Raw genomic sequence first — 18,551 nt, 5'->3', positions numbered from 1 at the left:
GCGCACCCCCTCCCCCGCGCCGGCTGCCCTCTACCTTGCGCCCTCCCCCCCCCCCCCCCCCCCACACACTCCCCCCCCCCCCCCCCCCCCCCCCCCCCCCCCCCCCCCCCCCCCCCGCGGCCACCGCGAACCCGCCGGCCCCAGCCCATCCCGCCGGCCCCCGGCCAGGGCGGCCCGAGTGGCCGGTGCCGCGACAGCCGACGGTCGCCCCGTCGCGGCGCTAGAGGCGCCCCACCGCGGCCCTGACCCGCTCGTCGGTGGCCGTCAGTGCCACGCGTACGAAGTGTTCGCCCGCCGTGCCGTAGAAGTCGCCGGGGGCCACCAGGATGCCGAGGTCGGCGAGGTGGGCGACCGTGCTCCAGCAGGACTCGTCCCGGGTGGCCCAGAGGTAGAGGCTGGCCTCGCTGTGCTCGATGCGGAAGCCGTGCCGCAGCAGGGCCTCGCGCAGGGCGGTGCGGCGGGCCGCGTACCGCTCGCGCTGCTCGCGCACGTGGGTGTCGTCGCCGAGGGCCGCGATCACGGCGGCCTGGGTCGGCGCGGACGTCATCATTCCGCCGTGCTTGCGGATCTCCAGCAGCGGGCCGAGGACCGCCGGGTCACCGGCCAGGAAGGCCGCGCGGTAGCCGGCGAGGTTCGAGCGCTTGGAGAGGGAGTGCACCGAGACGATGCCGTCGAAGGAGCCGCCGTTCACGTCGGGGTGCAGGACCGAGACGGGCTCGGCCTCCCAGCCCAGCTCGAAGTAGCACTCGTCGGAGAAGACCAGGACGCCGTGCTCGCGGGCCCAGGCGACGATCCGTGTCAGTTCCTCCCGGGCCAGCACCTTCCCGGTCGGGTTCGACGGCGAGTTGAGCCACAGCAGCTTCAGGCCGGCCGGGTCCAGGTCCGTCGGGTCGTCGTAGACCTCGTACTCCGCGCGCGCCAGCCGGGCGCCGACCTCGTAGGTCGGGTAGGCCAGCCGGGGGTGGGCGACGCGGTCGCCGGGGCCGAGGCCCAGCTGCGTGGGCAGCCAGGCGACCAGTTCCTTGGAGCCGACGACCGGCAGGACGTGCCGGTGCGTGACCTCGCGGGCGCCGAGCCGGCGCTGCACCCAGCCGGTGATCGCGTCACGCAGTTCGGGCGTGCCCCAGACGGTCGGGTAGCCCGGCGAGTCTGCCGCGCCGATCAGCGCCTTCTGCACCAGCTCGGGGACCGGGTCGACCGGAGTGCCGACGGACAGGTCGACGATGCCGTCCGGATGGGCCTCGGCCGTCGCCCTGTACGGCGTCAGCTTGTCCCAGGGGAAGGTGGGGAGACGGTCGGAGACTGCGGACACGGGATCTGGCTCACTTTCTCGCACGGACGCGTGCGGACGCGTGCGGACGGCAAACGCCCCGGCCCCGTGCGGCGATCGAAGGCGATCAGGCCGTACGGGACCGAGGCGATGGGGTCCGCCGGCTCGGGCGAGGCCCGGACACCGGGAAGGGCGCGGGCCGCGCTTACTGGTTCTGCGGCGGGAGCGCGGCGACGAAGGGGTGGTCGCGCTCGATCAGGCCCAGCTTGCTGGCGCCGCCGGGAGAGCCCAGCTCGTCGAAGAACTCGACGTTCGCCTTGTAGTAGTCCTTCCACTCCTCCGGAGTGTCGTCCTCGTAGAAGATCGCCTCGACCGGGCAGACCGGCTCACAGGCGCCGCAGTCGACGCATTCGTCCGGGTGGATGTACAAGGACCGCTGGCCCTCGTAGATGCAGTCGACCGGGCACTCCTCGATGCACGCCTTGTCCTTGACGTCGACACAAGGCTGCGCGATGACGTAAGTCACGCTGTCGTTCCTCCTCGATAGGGCGCTGGCGGGCCTCCACAGGCTCCGCCGCCTGGCGCGCGGGAGCGCGGCGTCGTCGATGCCCGCCTCTAGTATCTCCGTTCCGGGGCATGATCCGAACAGGAGGGGTGAACCGACCTGTGGAAATCTCTGCGGCCGGACGTCTCGTGGTCCGTGTCACCACTGCTGACGTGGGCAAACGAGTGTCCGTACGGTCCATGATCGAACATCCGGCGACGGGTGAGAAGTTCACCGACACGGTCGGTGTTCTCACATCATGGGACAGGGGTGTGCTGCGCATCACCCAGAAGGACGGCAGAAGCGTCCGGATTCCGGAATCGGCGCTGGTGGCGGGCAAGGTCGTGCCGCCCGCACCGGCCCGCCGGCGTGGTCCCGCCTCCTCCTACGAGGAGCTGGCGCGGGTCTCCTCCCGCGCGTGGCGGCCGCTGGAGAGCGAGCCGCTGGGCGAGTGGGAGCTCCGGGCGGCCGAGGGGTTCACCCGGCGGGCGAACTCGGTGCTGCCGCTCGGCCACCCCGGGCTGCCGCTCGACGCGGCGCTGACCGCCGTACGGCGCTGGTACGCCGAGCGCGGCCTGCCCGCCTACGTGCAGACCGCCACCGGTGCCGCCGGCACGCAGGAGCTGCTGAGCGCGGAGCTGGAGCGGCGGGGCTGGACGCGTGAGGTGACCGCCGAGCTGTGGACGGGCGCGCTCTCGCCGGTGGCCGACCGGGACGAGACACCACGGGTCGCGCTGTCCCGGACGGCGGACGAGGCGTGGCTCGCGCGCTACCAGCGCAAGGGGGTCAGCGAGGTGGCCCTGAAGGTGCTGGGCAGCGGCCCCTCCGTGTGGTTCGCGACCGTGCCGGGCGACGGGCCGGGCGCCGCGCCCGCCGCGATCGGGCGGTGCGTGGTCGACGGCCGGTGGGCGGGCTTCGCCGCCGTCGAGGTCGATCCCGCGCTGCGGCGGCGGGGGCTGGCCGGTGCCGTGATGACCGCGTTGGCCCGGCGCGCGCTGGACGAGGGCGCGTCGGCGGGGTGGCTCCAGGTCGAGACGGGCAACGTGGGCGCGCAGGCGCTGTACGACCAGCTGGGTTTCACCGCGCACCACGCCTACCACCACTACCGCGAACCGGTGAGCGCCGGGCCCGGAAGTGCCGGACCCGGAAGTGCCCGCACCGGCCGGTACCGATCGCCGTGAGGGGGCACGAGCCAGCTATGCGTCCTCCCTGCCCCCCGCCGCCCGAGCGCTCCGCCGAACTGCGGCAGCGGTTCGCCGAAGAGGCGCGGTCCGAGCGTCCCGACCTGTCCACGCTGTGCCTGCTGCTCGGCGCGCAGGCCGACGGGGAGCTCGACGACGCCGGTGTGGACGCCGCCCAGATCGAACTGGACAAGCTGGCCGGCCGGCTGCCCTTCCGGCCGGGCGGGCCGCGCTCGTGGGCGGTCGCGCTGCGGGAACTGCTGGGCGAGCGGTGCGGGTTCCGCGGGTCGCCCGCGGACTACCAGCGGCTGGAGTCGTCGCTGCTGCACCAGGTGCTGGCCCGGCGGCGGGGGCTGCCGATCCTGTTGTCGGTGCTGTGGATGGAGGTCGCGAGACGGGCCGGGGCGCCGGTGTACGGGGTGGCCCTGCCGGGGCACTTCGTGGTCGGGTTCGGCGCGCAGGAGCAGGTGCTCGCCGATCCGTTCGACGGGGGTCGGGTGCTCAGCGGGTCCGACGCGGAGTTGCTGGTGGCGGGGGCGACGGGGGCGCCGCTGCATCCGTCGATGCTCGGTCCCGCGGAGCCGCTGGAGGTGGTGGTGCGCGTCCTGAACAACGTACGGGCGTGGGCAGCGGCCCGGCCCGAACGCTCCGACGTGTCGCTGTGGGCGGTCGACCTGTCGCTGCTGCTGCCGTCGCATCCCGCGCGCCTGCGCTACGAACGGGCCCAGCTGCTCGTGCAGCGCGGCGAGTTCGTCGAGGGCGCGGCCGAACTCGACGCCTACGCCGAGGTGGTGGGCGCGGTGGACGAACCGGCCGCGGCGCGGGTGCGCGGCCAGGCACACGCAGCCCGGGCGATGCTGAACTGACCGGCTCGCGCCGGGGCTCGCGCCGGGGCTCCCGCCCTCGGGCGCGGTTAGAGCCAGCCCTTCTCCCGGGCCGTGCGGACCGCTTCCGCGCGGTTGCGGACCGCCAGTTTCTGGATCGCCGTGGAGAGGTAGTTGCGGACGGTGCCCTGGGACAGGTGCAGGGCCGCGGCGAGTTCGGCGTTGGTGGAGCCGTCCGCCGCCGCCCTGAGCACTTCGCGTTCGCGGTCCGTCAGGGGGTTGGCGCCCTCCGCGAGGGCCGCCGCCGCGAGCGTGGGGTCGATGACCCGTTCGCCGGCCAGCACCCGTCGTACGGCGGCGGCGAGTTGGGCGGCGGGGGCGTCCTTGACGAGGAACGCGTCGGCGCCGGCCTCCATCGCGCTGCGGAGGTAGCCGGGCCGGCCGAAGGTGGTGAGGACGACCAGCTTCACGCCGGGGAGCGCGCGGTGCACCTGCCCCGCGGCCTCGATGCCGGTCGCGCCCGGCATCTCTATGTCCAGCAGGGCCACGTCCACGTCGTGCGCGCGGGCGGCGGCCAGTACCTCGTCGCCGCGCGCCACCTGGACAACGACCTCGATGTCGTCCTCCAGGCCGAGCAGTGCGGCCAGCGCCTCGCGGACCATCGACTGGTCCTCGGCGAGCAGGACCTTGATCGTGCGGCTCATGCGCCGGATCCTACGTCGGCCCGGGCGCCGGCCGGCACGCGGGCGACGAGCCGGAAGCCGTGCCTGGTGCGGCCCGCCTCCAGGGAGCCGCCCGCCTTCTCCAGGCGCTCGGTGAGGCCGGTGAGACCGTTGCCCGGCCCCTTCCCGGCGCCGCCGGAGCCGTCGTCCTCGACGGACAGTTCGCACACCGGCCCGTCGAGGGTCTGGCGGTGCAGCAGCTCGACCGTGCAGCGCCCGGCGCCGCTGTGCCGTACGACGTTGGTGACCGCCTCGCGCAGCGACCAGGCGAGGGCCGACTCGTTCTCCTCGGGGACGCCGGTGAGGTCCGGCTCCGCGGGCAGCGCGGCCGTGACGCCGGCCGCCGTCAACGCGACGTGGGCGCCCGCGAGTTCCTCGCGCAGGCGTGGTCGGCGGTACCCGCTGACGGCCTCGCGGACGTCGACGAGGGCCTGGCGGCTGACCTGTTCGATGTCGGCGACCTGCTGGGCCGCCTTGTCGGGGTGGCCGGGGAGCATCCGGCCGGCGAGTTCGCTCTTCAGCGTGATCAGGGACAGCGAGTGGCCGAGCAGGTCGTGCAGGTCGCGGGCCAGCCGCAGCCGCTCCTCGTTGGCGGCGAGCTGGGCGACGGTGGCCCGGGCCTTGCGCAACTCTATGGTCGTCCGCACCAGTTGGCTGACGCCGTGCATCGCGAACCCGATCAGCACCACCAGCACGACCAGGTCCATGGCGTCCCGTTCGCCGACCCGCAGGCCGACGAGCAGCATGGTCGCGGCGGTCAGCGGGATCGTCCAGTACGCCATGCGCAGCGGCAGGGCCGCCCCGCACGCGACGGAGACGTACACGTAGAGGCCGAGCCATTCCCTGCCGAGGGTGAGGCACAGGACGGTGGCGAGTACCGCGAGGCCGAAAATCAGGGCGCCGAGCGTCCGCCCGGAGTACGCCCGGCCGCCCATGTTCCGGAAGACCAGCGACAGATAGCCCGCGACGAAGGCCAGCAGGCCCAGCCAGCCGGCCACGGTGGCACCCGTGGTGTGGTGGCCGGACACCAGGTCGTGGACCGGCGAACTGAGGAAGACGAGCCAGACGGCGATCCACACGGTCTTGCGCAGCGCCTCGCGGAGGTTGCGGGGCGCCTGTCCCATGCGCGTCAGAGGGGCCGGACCGGCCTCGTCGGGGTTGCTGCTCACGCCTTCAGCGTGTCCTTCCGGTACAGCCAGGCCGCGCCGCCCGCGAAGAGGGCGAAGAACACGGCGAGGATGGCGATGTCCTTGGCGTGCGGGGCCTGGCTCTGCTCGATCGCCCGCCCCAGGGCAGCGTACGCGTGCGTGGGCAGCCACTGGGCGATGTCCTGGAGCCACTGCGGGAACGTCGTCGACGGCATCCACAGGCCGCCGAGCATCGACAGGCCGAAGTAGGTGATCATCGTGATCGGGCGGACCGCGTCCCCGGACGCCAGGTAGCCGATGGCGACGCCGAGCGCGGCGAAGACGAGGCTGCCGGCCCAGATCGCGCCGGTGAGGGCGAGCCACTGCCAGGCGTCCAGCCGTACGTCCTTCACGACCGCGGCGACGACGAACACGATGACGATGGACGGCAGGCTCACCACGGCGGCGCTCGCGGTCTTCGCCAGGACGTAACCGCGGCCCGGCAGCGGCGTCAGCCGCAACTGCCGTACCCAGCCGCTCTCCCGTTCCTTGGCTATGCGCTCGCTGTTGCCCATCAGGACGGCCGTCAGGGCGCCGAAGGAGGCCATGGAGACCATCATGTACGTCGGGAGGGTCAGGCCCGTGCCGTCGACCCTGGTGGTGGTGTCGGCGTTGCCCGCGATGAGCAGGAACAGGGCCGAGGGGTAGATCACCGAGAAGAACAGGAACTTGCGGTTGCGCAGGGCGCGGACCAGTTCCAGCTTGATGAGGCTGTTCACAGCGACTTCGCCTCCTCGGCGGACGTGATGGCGACGAAGGCCTGCTCCAGACCGAGCCCGGCGACCTCCAGGTTGCGGGGGTAGACGCCGAGGCCGTACAGGGCGTGCACGGTGGCGTCGGCGTCGGTCGACTGCATGCGGACGGTCTGTCCGGACACGTCGATCGTGGTGAGGGACGGCAGGGCGCGCAGCGCGGTGTCGTCGACCGGGTCCGCCAGGTCGAAGGAGATCCGGCGGGCACCGGCCTTCGCCTTGATCTCGGCGGCGGTGCCGTCGGCGAGGAGCCGGCCCCGGTGCAGGACGAGCACGCGGTCGGCGATGGCGTCGGCCTCTTCGAGGTAGTGGGTGGCGAACAGCACCGTACGGCCCTGGTCGGCCTGTTCGCGCATGGTGGCCCAGAATGCCTGGCGGGCGGAGACGTCCATGCCGGTCGTCGGCTCGTCCAGGACGATCAGGTCGCTGTCGCCGGCGGTGGCGAGGGCGAAGCGGACGCGCTGGGCCTGGCCGCCGGAGAGCTTGTTGACCTTGCGGTCGGCGATCTGGGTGACGCCGGCCCGGGCCAGCACGTCGGCCACCGGGTAGGCCCTGGGGTGCAGCGAGCAGGCCAGCGTGACCAGTTCGCGGACGGTGACCTCGTCCATCAGGCCGCCGCTCTGCAGCATGGCACCGACGCGTCCGGCGACGATCGCCTCGCGCGGACCGGTGCCGAAGATCCGTACGGTGCCGCTGTCGGCCTGCTTGAGGCCGAGCAGCAGGTCCAGTGTGGTCGACTTGCCGGCCCCGTTGGGGCCCAGCAGCGCCACGGTCTCCCCCGGGTGCAGGCGCAGCGTCAGACCGTCCACGGCCCGGACGTCCCCGTAGCTCTTGCTCACCTGCTCGAACCCGACCACCTCGGTGGTGGCCGTCGTTGATGTCGTCATGGGCACCATCGTGGCGGGGCGGGCCCACCGCCGGGCAGTGTCGACGGTCCTGAGGGGCGCATGACAGATGTCATACGGGGAGGGCGCCGCGCCGAGAGGGGGCACCCGGCCTGCGCCGGGTCCCCCCTCTCGGTCGAGCGCGGTCGGACTAGCTGGGGTCGGTGTCGATGACGGCCACCCGGTCGGTCCGGCTCATCAGGGCCAGGCGCAGGGCGCCGTAGACGTCCTGGACGGTGACGGCCGTCTTCTGCCCGGTGCCCCGGGTGATCAGCACGCCGTCGAAGGTCTGGCCGTAGAGCGTCTTGAGCGCGGCCGGGTCGTAGGAGTCGACCAGTTTGCCGTCGACGGCCTTCACCTTGAGGAACTTCCACAGGGAGTTCTGCGGGCTGAAGGCGACCGAGTGCACGGCGTCCGTCTGCACGGTGACGTTGGCCGACATGGCGGGCTCGGCGAACTTCTTCATCATCCGGTCGACCTCGGCGTCGGAGACCGTCGGCTTCCGGGTGGTCGTCGCGACCGCCACCGGCGTGGAGGCGTCGGTCTTCACCTGGGTGCGGTAGGCCTCCTCGACCGCGAGGGTCGACTTGCCGACGTCGATGGTCTTGCCCGCCTTGCCGTACACGGCGACGGCCTTGCCGGACTTGAACTCGATCGTGCCGTCGGTCGCCGAGCCGGAGCCGCCGGCGGCGTCCTCCAGGGCGGCGTGCAGCTTCTCCTCGTCGACCGGCATGACCGGGTCGACGACTCGGTGGTTGCCGAACAGCGAGCCGATGACGGAGACGGGGTTGTAGTCGCTCTGCGCGGCCGCCCGCACGGTGGCCTGGGTGTCGAACTGGAGGCCCGCCTGGTCCGGCTTGAGGGCGACGGTGTCGCCGTCGACGGACAGCTTCAGCGCCTTGTTCACCCGGCCGCCGAAGGCGTCGTCGAGCTTCTTGACGGCGTCGTCGCGGGTGCCGCCGCCGATGTCCACGCCGAGCACGGTGGTGCCCTTGGGCACGTCGGAGTGGTTCATCAGCAGCCCGGCGCCGTAGGCGAGGCCCCCGATGACGAACACGGCGACGAGCAGCAGCACCAGCTTGCTGCGGCCCTTCTTCTTTTTCTTCTTCTTGGACGAGGCGGCAGCGGGCGCGTTCGTGGTGACCGGCTCGGGCAGCTTCGGGGGCGTGTGCGGCAGCGGCCCGTCGGTGTGGGCGCCCGGCCCGAACGGCGAGTTCTGGCCGGCCGGCGGCACGACGGGGATACCGCTGGTGACGGTGTGTCCGGAGACGTTGTCCATCGGGCGGTGGCCGGGCGTGCCGGGTCCGGGGGCCTGCTTCTGCGGGGTGAGGATCGCGGTGTCGTCGCTCAGGCCGCCGCCGGGGGCGCCAGGGCCGCGGCCGGTGCGGGGGGCACCGGGGGCGCCGCCGGCCGGGGGCACCAGCGGGCTGTCTCCGGTGACCGGACCGCCGGTCGGGCCCGCGGGGCCCTGCGGGCCGCCCGGACGTCCCTGGCCGTTCGGCCCGTTGAAGCCGCCCTGACCGCCGGGGCCGTTGGGGCCGCCCTGACCGCCTGGGCCGTTGGGTCCGCCGTAGCCGCCCTGCCCGTTGGGGCCGGTCTGGGCGCCGGGGCCGCCGGGTCCGGCCGGACCGGCCAGGCCCTTCCGGCCACCGGGGCCCCTCCGGCCACCGGGACCGGCCTGGCCGCCGGGACCGTTGGGGGTGCCCTGACCGTTGGGGGTGCCGGGGCCGTTCGGGGTGCCCTGGCCGTTCTCCGCGAAGTACGGCAGGTCGTCGCGGCGCGGTTCGCCGCCGCCCGCGCCGGGGCGCGGGCCGCTGCCCAGCGGTCCCGCGGCCAGGGCATCGGTGACGTCGAAGGAGCCGGTGCCGCCGCCGTGGCCGGGGGCCACGGGCCCGCCGGTGGCGCCGCTCGGCAGTCCGGCCCCGTTCGTACCGCCGGGCCGGGAGCCGGCCGGGATGCCCATGGAGCCGACCACGCCGCCGGGACGGCCGGTGTTTGGACGGGCGGCCTCGGGGCGCGCGACGCCGGGGGCGGCCGGAGCGCCCGCGCCGCCGGGGGCGCCGGGCGCCCCCGAAGCGCCGGGAAGTCCGGCCCCGTTGGGGGCACCGCCGCCCGGACCGGGGCCGCCCGGAGGGGACTTGCGCGGGGCGAACCAGTTGCTCGCCTTCTCCCCGGCTCCGGGGGCGCCCCCGGTCGGGGGGTCGGCGGGCGGCGGCTCGGTCGCGCCGGGGGACGTCGGCATCGGCATGCCCGACGACGTCGTCTCGCTGTCGGCGGGGCCGTCGGCGCCCTCGGTGTCCGCGACGGGTGTGCGGACGACGACCGGCGGAATCGGCCGTGATCCGGGGATGTTGATCCGGATGCGGGTCGTCAGCGTGGTCTCGGTCTTGCGTTCCTCCGGCTGCGCGGCCGAACGGGCAGCTTGCGCGCCGTCGTCGGAAGCCACGGGGGTCCCGTACGGCGGCGTCCCCGAAGGGTAGGCGGCTCCGCCGCGCCCGTTGGGCCCGGAGGACGGAGTGTCAGTTTCACGACTCAAGGCAGGTTCTCCCGGTTGGCTCCGCCGCCCGCGGTACGACCTCTCTCGGGCGGCTCGGCGGCGCGCACCACCATACTGGCCACTTCAGGCGTGTATCCCACGACCGCCGGGGAAACCCACACCGGACTCGCACGCGTCAGATCCGGCGAAGTGGTACGTCACTTGCGAAGTCGGACGGCTTCGCCGCCTGGTTGCCGCCCCGGCCCAAGGGTGGCGCAGATCACAGCCACGGCCATGCCGCCGAGCAGGAAGAGGTAGGAGCCCGCTCCCGCGGCGAACACGAAGTCGCCCTCCGGGCGGCTGGCGGTGAGCAGGACGACGGCGACCATCCAGCCGGCGGCGCAGGCGACACCGGCGGCCCGGCTGGCGGCGGCCCGCGCCGCGCCCAGGCACAGCCCGGCCTCACCGGCGAGAGCCAGCAGCAGCCCGGCCGGGAACCAGCCGGCCTGCACCAGCGCCCCGGCCGCGCCGACCAGCGCGCCGAGCACCAGGAGCCCCAGGTAGGCGGCGGCCCGGCCGAGGGAGGGGCGTTGCAACGGCTGGGCGAGCACCGGGGTCCGGTCGTTCATGACGCCTCCTCGATCCCGGCGAACAGGTCCGTCTCCCGGGGACCGGGAGCGCGCGCGGGACGCACCAGCTCGTAGTACTCGGTGGTGAACAGGGGTTGCGCGCGTGCGTTGGAGAGCGCGAAGTACGGTCGGCCGGGGGCCACTTCGATCTGGGTGGCGTGCGCGCGCATCGCGGCGGTCTTCGCGGCGGCGAACGCGGTGCCGTCGATCTCGGTGGTGATCCGCTCGTCGTCCACCACCCCCGGTACGTCCTCCAGGGCGGCCGCCTCGGTGAAGGGCAGCCCGGGGAGGTCCGCGCGGAGCCGGGCGAAGCTCTCCTCGCCGACCGAGCGCGGGACGCGGTTCCAGTAGGTCCTGGCGATCTTCCAGCCCGCCGCGGCGGCCAGTTCGGCGGCGCGGGTGGCGACCCGGTGGGCCTGGATGTGGTCGGGGTGGCCGTAGCCGCCGTCGGGGTCGTAGGTGACGAGGACCTGGGGGCGGACCTCCAGGATCACGTCCACGAGGGGCCGGGCGGCCTCGTCCACGTCGGCCTGCCAGAAACAGGCGGGGTCGTCGTTGTCGGCGAGGCCCATCATCCCGGAGTCCCGGTGGCGGCCCGCGCCGCCGAGCAGACGGAAGTCCTCGACGCCGAGCTCGCGCATCGCGGCCGTGAGTTCACCGAGGCGGTGTGCGCCGAGGGCGGCACCGCTGAGATGCCGCGACTCGGGCGGGATGACCTCGCCCCGCTCGCCGAGGGTGCAGGTGACCAGGGTCACTCGGGCGCCCTCGGCCGCGTACCTGGCCATGGTGGCGCCGTTGTTGATCGACTCGTCGTCCGGGTGCGCGTGCACCAGCAGCAGACGCCGGCCGGATGGTTCCGTCATGGGGCCACCCTACGAGGCACCGGCCCTGCCCCTGGGAGGCGCCCTGTCGCGCGTTGTCCGCTGCGATGGTGCTCCCGTTCCCGCAGGGCTGCGGCGATCCGGGTCACGCCCTCCGGAGAGCGGGCGGCGAGGGTCTTGATGTCGACGCGGCCCGCCGTGAGGACCCGGCGGTCAAGCGGCCCACGACGCCGGAACCCGGCGGACAACGAGAGAGGCGGGCACCCCGCAAGGCCCTGCGCCGGCGAGGAGGGACTGGATGTGCACGGCCGGCCCGATCGCGAGCCCCGACAGGTGCGGGTGCTGGGCGAGGTGGTTGCCGATCACGGTGAAGCGGGTGGTGTCGTGGGTGAGGCCACCAAGGCTTCGATGGCCTTCATCGAGCATCTGCCCCGCCACCGTCCACGTTTGTGACTCCGAGCACACCGACGGCCCCCGCCTCCAGCTCTCGCCGGAGGCCTGGGCCGACTTCGTGCCGTACGCGTCCGTGGGCTGACCCGGCGGGCCGGCCGCTCGGGTCAGAACTTGAGGTCGCCGATCATGCCCGCGATGTTCGTCGTCACATCGTTGATCGTCGGAGCGATCGTCGACGAGGCCAGATAGAAGCCGAGGAGGATGCACACAACGGCGTGTCCACCCTTCAACCCTGACTTCTTGACCAGCAGGAAGACGATGATCGCCAGCAGCACCACCGCCGAAATCGAGAGTGCCACGGCGGCTCACCTCCAAAGATCCCAGGAGCACGGGGGGTCGGACCGAGGGGTCAGATAAATCCATACAGCAGCCAGCGGGTTCATACCCACCATGCGGTAGTGATCATAACTATCCGCACTCGCGCATCGCTCGGCGCACGGCCGCACAAGGGGGCGCATGGCCAATATGGTCGGGGCATGACGACGACGTCCGACTCCTTCCCCCGGCGGCACGCCCGCACCCAGCGCTTCACCCTGGGCGCGCCCCGCGCGTTCACCGTGGCGCCCGACGGCTCCCGTGTCGTGTTCCTGCGCTCCGCTTCCGGTACGGACCGGGCGAACGCCCTGTGGGTGCTCGACCCGGAGGCGGCCGGAGAGCGCGTGGCGGCCGACCCGCGCGCCCTGCTGGGCGGTGCCGTGGAGCACCTCTCGCCGGAGGAGCGGGCCCGCCGGGAACGCAGTCGCGAGGGCGGCGCGGGCATCGTCGGCTACGCCACCGACGCGGCCGTCGAGTTGGCCTCTTTCGCCTTGTCGGGGCGGCTTTTCACGGCGGAGCTGCGGGCCGGCACGGCACGTGAACTCCGCACTCCCGGACCGGTGATCGACCCGCGTCCCTCCCCCGACGGCCGACAGGTCGCGTATGTCGCGCGGGGCGCCCTGCGCGTCGTGGGCGCCGGCGGCGAGGACGACCGGGCGCTGGCCGTGCCGGAGGCCGCGACGGGTGCGGGCCAGGTCACCTACGGTCTGGCGGAGTTCGTCGCGGCCGAGGAGATGGGCCGATCTCGGGGCTTCTGGTGGGCTCCGGAGTCGGACCGGCTGCTGGTCGCGCGGGTGGACGACAGCCCGGTGCGACGCTGGTGGATCTCCGACCCGGCCCACCCGGAGCGTGACCCACAGCACGTCCCGTATCCGGCGGCGGGCACGGCGAACGCGGAGGTACGGCTGTTCGTGTTCGGCCTGGACGGGGTGCGCACGGAGGTGGTCTGGGACCGGGCGCGCTTCCCGTATCTGGCGCATGTGCACTGGTCAGCGGCGGGTGCCCCGCTGCTGCTCGTACAGGCGCGCGACCAGCGCAGCCAGCTGTTCCTGGCCGTCGACCCGGAGACCGGCGCGACCCGGATGGTGCACGCCGACGAAGATCCAACTTGGCTGGAACTGTTCGCCGGTGTGCCGTGCTGGAGCCCTTCGGGACAGCTCGTGCGGATCGCCGACGAGGGCGGTGCGCGCGTCCTCGCGGTAGGCGAACGACCGCTCACCGGGCGGCAGTTGCACATCCGTGCGGTGCTGGACGTGGGCGCCGACGACGTGCTGGTCTCGGCGTCCGCGGGTGCGGGCGCGGCAGAACCGGAGACGGGCGAGGTGCATGTGTACCGCGTCAACGAGCTCGGAGTGGAGCGCGTCTCGCAGGAGCCGGGCGTGCACGCGGCGGTGCGCGCGGGGGGCGTGACGGTGCTGGTCTCCGCCACCCTCGACCGGCCGGGCACGCGGGCGCGGGTGCTGCGCGGAGGGAAGCCGGTGGCGACTGTCACGTCGTACGCCGAAGATCCCGGTCTGTCCCCGCGCGTGACGCTCACCCAGGGGGGCGCACGCCGAATCCCGTGCGCCCTGCTTATGCCTGCGGACTACTCCGGCGACACTCCCCTGCCCGTCCTGATGGATCCCTACGGCGGCCCGCACGGTCCGCGGGTGGTCGCCGCGCACAACGCGCACCTGACCTCGCAGTGGTTCGCCGACCAGGGGTTCGCGGTGGTCGTCGCCGACGGTCGCGGCACCCCCGGCCGCTCCCCTGCCTGGGAGAAGGCCGTGCACCACGACCTCACGGTCTCCCTGGACGACCAGATCGAGGCCCTTCAGGACCTCGCGAGGAACCACCCCCTCGACCTCTCCCGGGTGGCGATCCGCGGCTGGTCCTACGGCGGCTGGCTCGCGGCGCTGGCGGTGCTGCGCCGCCCGGACGTCTTCCACGCGGCCATCGCGGGCGCCCCGGTCACGGACTGGCGGCTGTACGACACCCACTACACGGAGCGGTACCTGGGCGACCCGGCCGCCGACCCGGCGTCGTACGCGAGGAGTTCCCTGGTCACGGACGACGGCCTGGCCTTCCCCGCCGAGCCGCACCGCCCGCTGATGATCGTGCACGGGCTGGCCGACGACAACGTGGTGGTCGCGCACTCCCTGCGGCTGTCCTCAGCCCTGCTGGCCGCGGGCCGCCCGCACGAGGTCCTCCCCCTGTCGGGCGTGACCCACATGACCCCCCAGGAACAGGTCGCGGAGAACCTCCTGCTGCTCCAGGTCGACTTCCTCCGCCGCGCACTCCGTCTGACCTGAGCGGCAACACCCGCGACCATCAGCCGGGCAACCCCGGCGAAGCCCCGGCCACCTCCGCGAGAGCGGCGCCGGTTCAGGCGCGAAAGCACGGCAACGGGCCGGGAGACATGGCGCTCCCGGCCCGTTTACGGCACCCGCACGGCCGTACGTCGTTCAGACTGGCCTGTCCGTATATCGAGACCGGGTCGGCCGAGTTGCCTGCGTGTAAACGCGGTTGATGGGTGTTTGTGCGGCTATGGCGTACCCCCGGGGTGATCGTTCGTGGTCTCCTCCGGCGGCACGACCTGCTTCTCCTCCGCGAAGTGGCAGGCCGAGTCGTGTGCGGCGGGGCCCGGCACGAGCCGGAACTCGGCGGGTACCGCGAGCGCGGGCACCTCCAGCGCGCAGCGCTCCCGCGCCTTCCAGCAGCGGGTGCGGAAGCGGCATCCGGAGGGGATGTTCGTCGGGGACGGCACGTCGCCGGTGAGGATGATCCGCTCCCGGTGCTCGCGCGCCTCCGGGTCGGGCACCGGCACCGCGGAGAGCAGGGCCTGGGTGTAGGGGTGGGTCGGGTGCTCGTAGATCTCCTCGTCTTTGCCGGTCTCCACGATCCGGCCGAGGTACATCACCCCGACCCGGTCCGAGATGTGCCGCACGATCGACAGGTCGTGCGCGATGAAGATGTACGACAGGTCGAACTCGCCCTGGAGCCGGTCCATCAGGTTGATCACCTGGGCCTGCACGGACACGTCGAGCGCGGAGACCGGCTCGTCGGCGACGATGACCTCGGGGCGCAGCGCGAGGCCCCGGGCGATGCCGATGCGCTGGCGCTGCCCGCCGGAGAACTGGTGCGGATAGCGGTTGATGTACTCCGGGTTGAGGCCGACGACGTCGAGGAGATCGCGGACCCGCTTGCGCCGGTCCCCCTTGGGCGCCACCTCCGGGTGGATGTCGTACGGCTCCCCGATGATGTCGCCGACCGTCATCCGCGGGTTGAGGGAGGTGTACGGGTCCTGGAAGACCATCTGGATGTTGCGCCGTACGGCCTTGAGGGCGCGGCCGGACAGCGCGGTGATGTCCTGGCCCCTGTACTTGATCACCCCGGCCGTCGGCCGCTCCAGGTTGACCAGCATCTTGGCGACGGTCGACTTGCCGCAGCCGGACTCGCCGACGATGCCGAGGGTCTCGCCCCGGGCGAGGCTGAAGTCGACCCCGTCGACGGCCTTCACCGCACCGATCTGCTTCTTGAACAGGATGCCCCGGGTGAGCGGGTAGTGCTTGACCAGCCCGCTCACCTCGAGAATCGGCTCAGCCATGCAGGCACTCCCTCCAGAAGTGGCAGGCGCTGCGACGGTCCTCGTCCACCTCGTACAGGGGCGGTACGTCGGCGCGGCACACGTCCTGGGCCATCGGGCAGCGCGGGTTGAAGGCGCAGCCGGGCGGGATGTTCGTGAGGTTGGGGGGCAGGCCCTTGATGGCGTAGAGCTCGCGGCCCTTCTGGTCCAGCCGCGGGATCGACTTCAGCAGGCCCTTGGTGTACGGGTGGGCGGGCGCCTTGTAGATGTCGTGCACGGGTGCGGTCTCGACGATCCGGCCCGCGTACATGACCGCGATCCGGTCCGCCACGTCGGCGACCACGCCGAGGTCGTGGGTGATGAGGATGAGCCCCATGCTGAGCTCGCGCTGCAGCTCCGCGAGCAACTCCATGACCTGGGCCTGGACGGTGACGTCGAGGGCGGTGGTCGGTTCGTCGGCGATGATCAGCGCCGGTTCGAGGGCCAGCGCCATCGCGATCATGATGCGCTGGCGCATGCCGCCGGAGAACTGGTGCGGGTAGTCCCGCACGCGCTGCGCTGCGGCCGGGATACGGACGTGGTCCATCAGCTCGACGGCCCTGGTCCGGGCGTCCTTCCTGGACATGCCGCGGTGCACCACGAACATCTCGCCGAGCTGGTCGCCGACGGAGAGCACCGGGTTCAGGGACGACAGCGCGTCCTGGAAGATCATCGCCATCTCGGCGCCGCGGACCCTGCGCCGCTCCTCCTCCTTCAGCTTCAGCAGGTCCCGGCCCTGGAAGAGGATCTCGCCGCCGGTGATCCGTCCGGGCGGGATGTCGAGGATGCCCATCACGGCCTGCGCGGTCACCGACTTGCCCGAGCCGGACTCGCCGAGCACCGCGAGGGTCTCACCCTCGTCCACGGCGTAGTCGACGCCGTTGACGGCCTTGGCGACGCCGTCCCGGGTCCGGAACTCCACGTGCAGGTCACGCACTTCGAGCAGCATGACGGGGGTTCACCTCAGCTTCGGGTCGAGGGCGTCGCGCACCGCGTCGCCGAGCATGATGAACGCGAGCACGGTCAGCGCCAGCGCCCCGGCCGGCCACAGCAGCATGTGCGGCGCCTGCCGGATGTACGGGGACGCGGCGGAGATGGCGATGCCCCAGCTGATCGTCGGCGGCTTCAGACCGACGCCGAGATACGACAGGGTCGCCTCCAGCGCGATGTACGTGCCGAGCGCGATGGTCGCCACCACGATCACCGGCGCGACCGCGTTGGGCGTGATGTGGCGCAGCATCAGCCGCGAGTTGGAGGCGCCGAGCGCCCGCGCGGCCTGGACGTAGTCGTTCTGCTTCGCGGTGATGACCGCGCCGCGGGCGATGCGGGAGATCTGCGGCCAGCCGAGCAGCACCATGAACCCGATCACCGGCCAGACGGTGTTGGTGGTGACCACGGAGAGCAGGACCAGGCCGCCGAGGACGACCGGGATGGCGAAGAAGACGTCGGTGATCCGGGACAGGATCGAGTCCCAGAACCCGGCGAAGAAGCCCGCCAGTCCGCCCAGGACGGACCCGAAAATCGCCACGCCGAGCGTGGCGCACACGCCGACCGTGACGGACGTACGGGCGCCGTAGACGGTCCGCGTGTAGACGTCGCAGCCCTGGCCGTCGAAGCCGAAGGGGTGGCCGGGCTGCGAGCCCTCCTGGGCCTTGGCGAGGTCGCACTTGAGCGGGTTCTGGGTGGCGATCAGGGACGGCCAGATCGAGATCACGACGAGGAAGATGATCACCAGCGTCGAGATGACGAAGACGGGGTTGCGGCGCAGGTCGCGCCAGGCGTCGGACCAGAGGGACCGGGGCTTGCCCTGGGGGTCGGTGCCGTCCGCGCCCGGGGTCCGCTCCAGTGTCTCGCCCTCGCTCGTGGCGAGGTCCATCGCGCCGCCCATGCCGGTCGCGGCGATGGCGCCGTCCTCCGGGGTGCGGCCCGGGCCCGGCAGGTGCCGCTCCGGCGGCTGCGGTTCAGGCATAGCGGATCCTGGGGTCGAGGACGGCGTACAGCAGGTCGACGAGCAGGTTGGCGATCAGGAACACCAGGACGAGCACCGTCACGAAGCCGACGACCGTCTGGGTGTTCTGGCGCAGGATGCCCTGGTAGAGCTGGAAGCCGACGCCGTGGATGTTGAAGATCCGCTCGGTGACGATGGCGCCGCCCATCAGGGCCCCGATGTCCGTACCGATGAACGTGACCACGGGGATCAGCGAGTTGCGCAGCAGGTGCCGGGTGATGACCCGCCGTCGCGGCAGCCCCTTGGCGACGGCCGTACGGACGTAGTCGGAGCGCTTGTTCTCGGCGATGGAGGTGCGGGTCAGCCGGGTCACGTAGGCGAGCGAGACGGAGGCGAGGACCAGACCCGGCACGATCAGCTCGCCGAACGTGGCGTCCGTCGACACCGACGGCTTGATCCAGCCCCACTCGACGCCCAGCAGGAGCTGCAGCAGCAGGCCGGTGACGAAGGTGGGGACGGAGATCACGACGAGGGTCAGCAGCAGCACGCTCGTGTCGACCGGCCGGCCGCGGCGCAGGCCGGTGACGACGCCCAGCGTGATGCCGATGACGATCTCGAAGAGGATCGCCACGATCGTCAGCCGGATGGTGACCGGGAAGGACGACGCCATCAGCTCGGTGACCTTCTGCCCGTTGAACGCGGTGCCGAAGTCGCCGGTGAAGACGTTGCCCATGTAGGTCAGGTACTGCTGCCACACCGGCTTGTCGAGGCCGAACTCCTTCTCCAGCTGGGCGGCGGTGGCGGGGTCGCACTGCCGGTCGCCGCACAGCCCCGCGATGGGGTCGCCCATCACGTTCACCATCAGGAAGATCAGCAGCGTGGCGCCGATGAAGACCGGGATCATCTGGAGCAGCCGCCGCAGGACGTAGCGTCCCATGGCG

17 protein-coding genes and 1 pseudogene are annotated in these 18,551 nt (G+C 72.7%); 3 read left to right on the top strand and 15 right to left on the bottom strand.

Going from position 1 to position 18,551, the window contains the following annotated elements:
* Window positions 1-220: 220 nt before the first annotated feature.
* Both AC07AZ_RS18680 and fdxA read right to left on the bottom strand, forming a co-directional pair.
* Window positions 221-1,312 carry a bifunctional succinyldiaminopimelate transaminase/glutamate-prephenate aminotransferase gene (locus AC07AZ_RS18680; RefSeq protein WP_478848982.1) on the bottom strand — a complete coding sequence of 364 codons (1,092 nt, stop codon included), beginning with the start codon at window positions 1,310-1,312 and terminating at the stop codon, window positions 221-223.
* A 163-nt stretch (window positions 1,313-1,475) separates the two neighbouring features.
* On the bottom strand, window positions 1,476-1,796 hold the full coding sequence (gene fdxA, locus AC07AZ_RS18675) for a ferredoxin (protein ID WP_003973842.1): 321 nt from the start codon (window positions 1,794-1,796) through the stop codon (window positions 1,476-1,478).
* A gap of 140 nt (window positions 1,797-1,936) precedes the next feature.
* Between fdxA and AC07AZ_RS18670 the strand changes: the two genes are divergently transcribed.
* Together AC07AZ_RS18670 and AC07AZ_RS18665 are read left to right on the top strand one after the other, a co-directional pair.
* A complete protein-coding gene (locus AC07AZ_RS18670; protein WP_478848980.1) occupies window positions 1,937-2,995 on the top strand; it encodes a GNAT family N-acetyltransferase in 1,059 nt (352 codons plus the stop codon).
* Window positions 2,996-3,012: 17 nt separating this feature from the next.
* Complete coding sequence (locus tag AC07AZ_RS18665; protein WP_478848978.1) at window positions 3,013-3,861, top strand: transglutaminase-like and tetratricopeptide repeat-containing protein; 849 nt, start codon at window positions 3,013-3,015, stop codon at window positions 3,859-3,861.
* Between the two features lie 47 nt (window positions 3,862-3,908).
* Here the strand turns inward: AC07AZ_RS18665 and AC07AZ_RS18660 are convergent, their stop codons facing one another.
* From AC07AZ_RS18660 to AC07AZ_RS18620, 9 genes and pseudogenes are all read right to left on the bottom strand, one after another.
* Window positions 3,909-4,523 (bottom strand): response regulator transcription factor, encoded by a 615-nt coding sequence (locus tag AC07AZ_RS18660; RefSeq protein WP_356045877.1) that lies wholly within the window; start codon window positions 4,521-4,523, stop codon window positions 3,909-3,911.
* Window positions 4,520-5,665, bottom strand: coding sequence for a sensor histidine kinase (locus AC07AZ_RS18655; RefSeq protein WP_478849132.1), 1,146 nt, complete (start codon window positions 5,663-5,665; stop codon window positions 4,520-4,522). Before AC07AZ_RS18655 ends, AC07AZ_RS18660 begins: the two co-directional genes overlap by 4 nt.
* Window positions 5,666-5,706: 41 nt before the next feature.
* Window positions 5,707-6,447 (bottom strand): ABC transporter permease, encoded by a 741-nt coding sequence (locus AC07AZ_RS18650; protein WP_478848975.1) that lies wholly within the window; start codon window positions 6,445-6,447, stop codon window positions 5,707-5,709.
* Window positions 6,444-7,367 carry an ABC transporter ATP-binding protein gene (locus AC07AZ_RS18645; RefSeq protein ID WP_478848973.1) on the bottom strand — a complete coding sequence of 308 codons (924 nt, stop codon included), beginning with the start codon at window positions 7,365-7,367 and terminating at the stop codon, window positions 6,444-6,446. Before AC07AZ_RS18645 ends, AC07AZ_RS18650 begins: the two co-directional genes overlap by 4 nt.
* 148 nt (window positions 7,368-7,515) lie before the next feature.
* The gene (locus AC07AZ_RS18640; RefSeq protein ID WP_478848971.1) at window positions 7,516-9,900 is read right to left on the bottom strand and encodes a hypothetical protein; all 2,385 of its coding nucleotides are present in this window, start codon (window positions 9,898-9,900) and stop codon (window positions 7,516-7,518) included.
* A 158-nt stretch (window positions 9,901-10,058) separates the two neighbouring features.
* Entirely contained in the window at window positions 10,059-10,469 is a 411-nt protein-coding gene (locus tag AC07AZ_RS18635) for a DUF6113 family protein (RefSeq protein WP_478848969.1), read from the bottom strand.
* A complete protein-coding gene (gene mshB / locus AC07AZ_RS18630; RefSeq protein ID WP_478848967.1) occupies window positions 10,466-11,332 on the bottom strand; it encodes an N-acetyl-1-D-myo-inositol-2-amino-2-deoxy-alpha-D-glucopyranoside deacetylase in 867 nt (288 codons plus the stop codon). The genes AC07AZ_RS18635 and mshB overlap by 4 nt, the downstream gene beginning before the upstream one ends.
* Window positions 11,333-11,343: 11 nt before the next feature.
* Window positions 11,344-11,716 (bottom strand): annotated as a pseudogene (locus AC07AZ_RS18625) (hypothetical protein); the annotation flags it as partial.
* Between the two features lie 131 nt (window positions 11,717-11,847).
* Window positions 11,848-12,042, bottom strand: a complete 195-nt coding sequence (locus AC07AZ_RS18620; RefSeq protein ID WP_478848965.1) for a hypothetical protein — start codon at window positions 12,040-12,042, stop codon at window positions 11,848-11,850.
* Between the two features lie 177 nt (window positions 12,043-12,219).
* On the opposite strand from AC07AZ_RS18620, the gene AC07AZ_RS18615 reads away from it, so the two are divergent.
* A complete protein-coding gene (locus tag AC07AZ_RS18615) occupies window positions 12,220-14,349 on the top strand; it encodes a S9 family peptidase (protein WP_478848963.1) in 2,130 nt (709 codons plus the stop codon).
* Window positions 14,350-14,582: 233 nt separating this feature from the next.
* Here the strand turns inward: AC07AZ_RS18615 and AC07AZ_RS18610 are convergent, their stop codons facing one another.
* Genes AC07AZ_RS18610 through AC07AZ_RS18595 form a run of 4 tightly spaced genes read right to left on the bottom strand, consistent with a single transcriptional unit; the run spans window position 14,583 to window position 18,547 of the window.
* A complete protein-coding gene (locus AC07AZ_RS18610) occupies window positions 14,583-15,644 on the bottom strand; it encodes an ABC transporter ATP-binding protein (protein ID WP_478848960.1) in 1,062 nt (353 codons plus the stop codon).
* The gene (locus AC07AZ_RS18605) at window positions 15,637-16,611 is read right to left on the bottom strand and encodes an ABC transporter ATP-binding protein (protein ID WP_478848958.1); all 975 of its coding nucleotides are present in this window, start codon (window positions 16,609-16,611) and stop codon (window positions 15,637-15,639) included. Before AC07AZ_RS18605 ends, AC07AZ_RS18610 begins: the two co-directional genes overlap by 8 nt.
* A 9-nt stretch (window positions 16,612-16,620) precedes the next feature.
* Window positions 16,621-17,631: an ABC transporter permease gene (locus AC07AZ_RS18600; protein ID WP_478848956.1), complete on the bottom strand. Its 1,011-nt coding sequence runs from the start codon at window positions 17,629-17,631 to the stop codon at window positions 16,621-16,623.
* Window positions 17,624-18,547 carry an ABC transporter permease gene (locus AC07AZ_RS18595; RefSeq protein WP_478848954.1) on the bottom strand — a complete coding sequence of 308 codons (924 nt, stop codon included), beginning with the start codon at window positions 18,545-18,547 and terminating at the stop codon, window positions 17,624-17,626. Before AC07AZ_RS18595 ends, AC07AZ_RS18600 begins: the two co-directional genes overlap by 8 nt.
* Between the last annotated feature and the right edge of the window lie 4 nt (window positions 18,548-18,551).

It is taken from the genome of Streptomyces sp. NPDC043878 (assembly GCF_056435735.1).
This window is presented reverse-complemented; position numbering and strand designations above follow the sequence as displayed.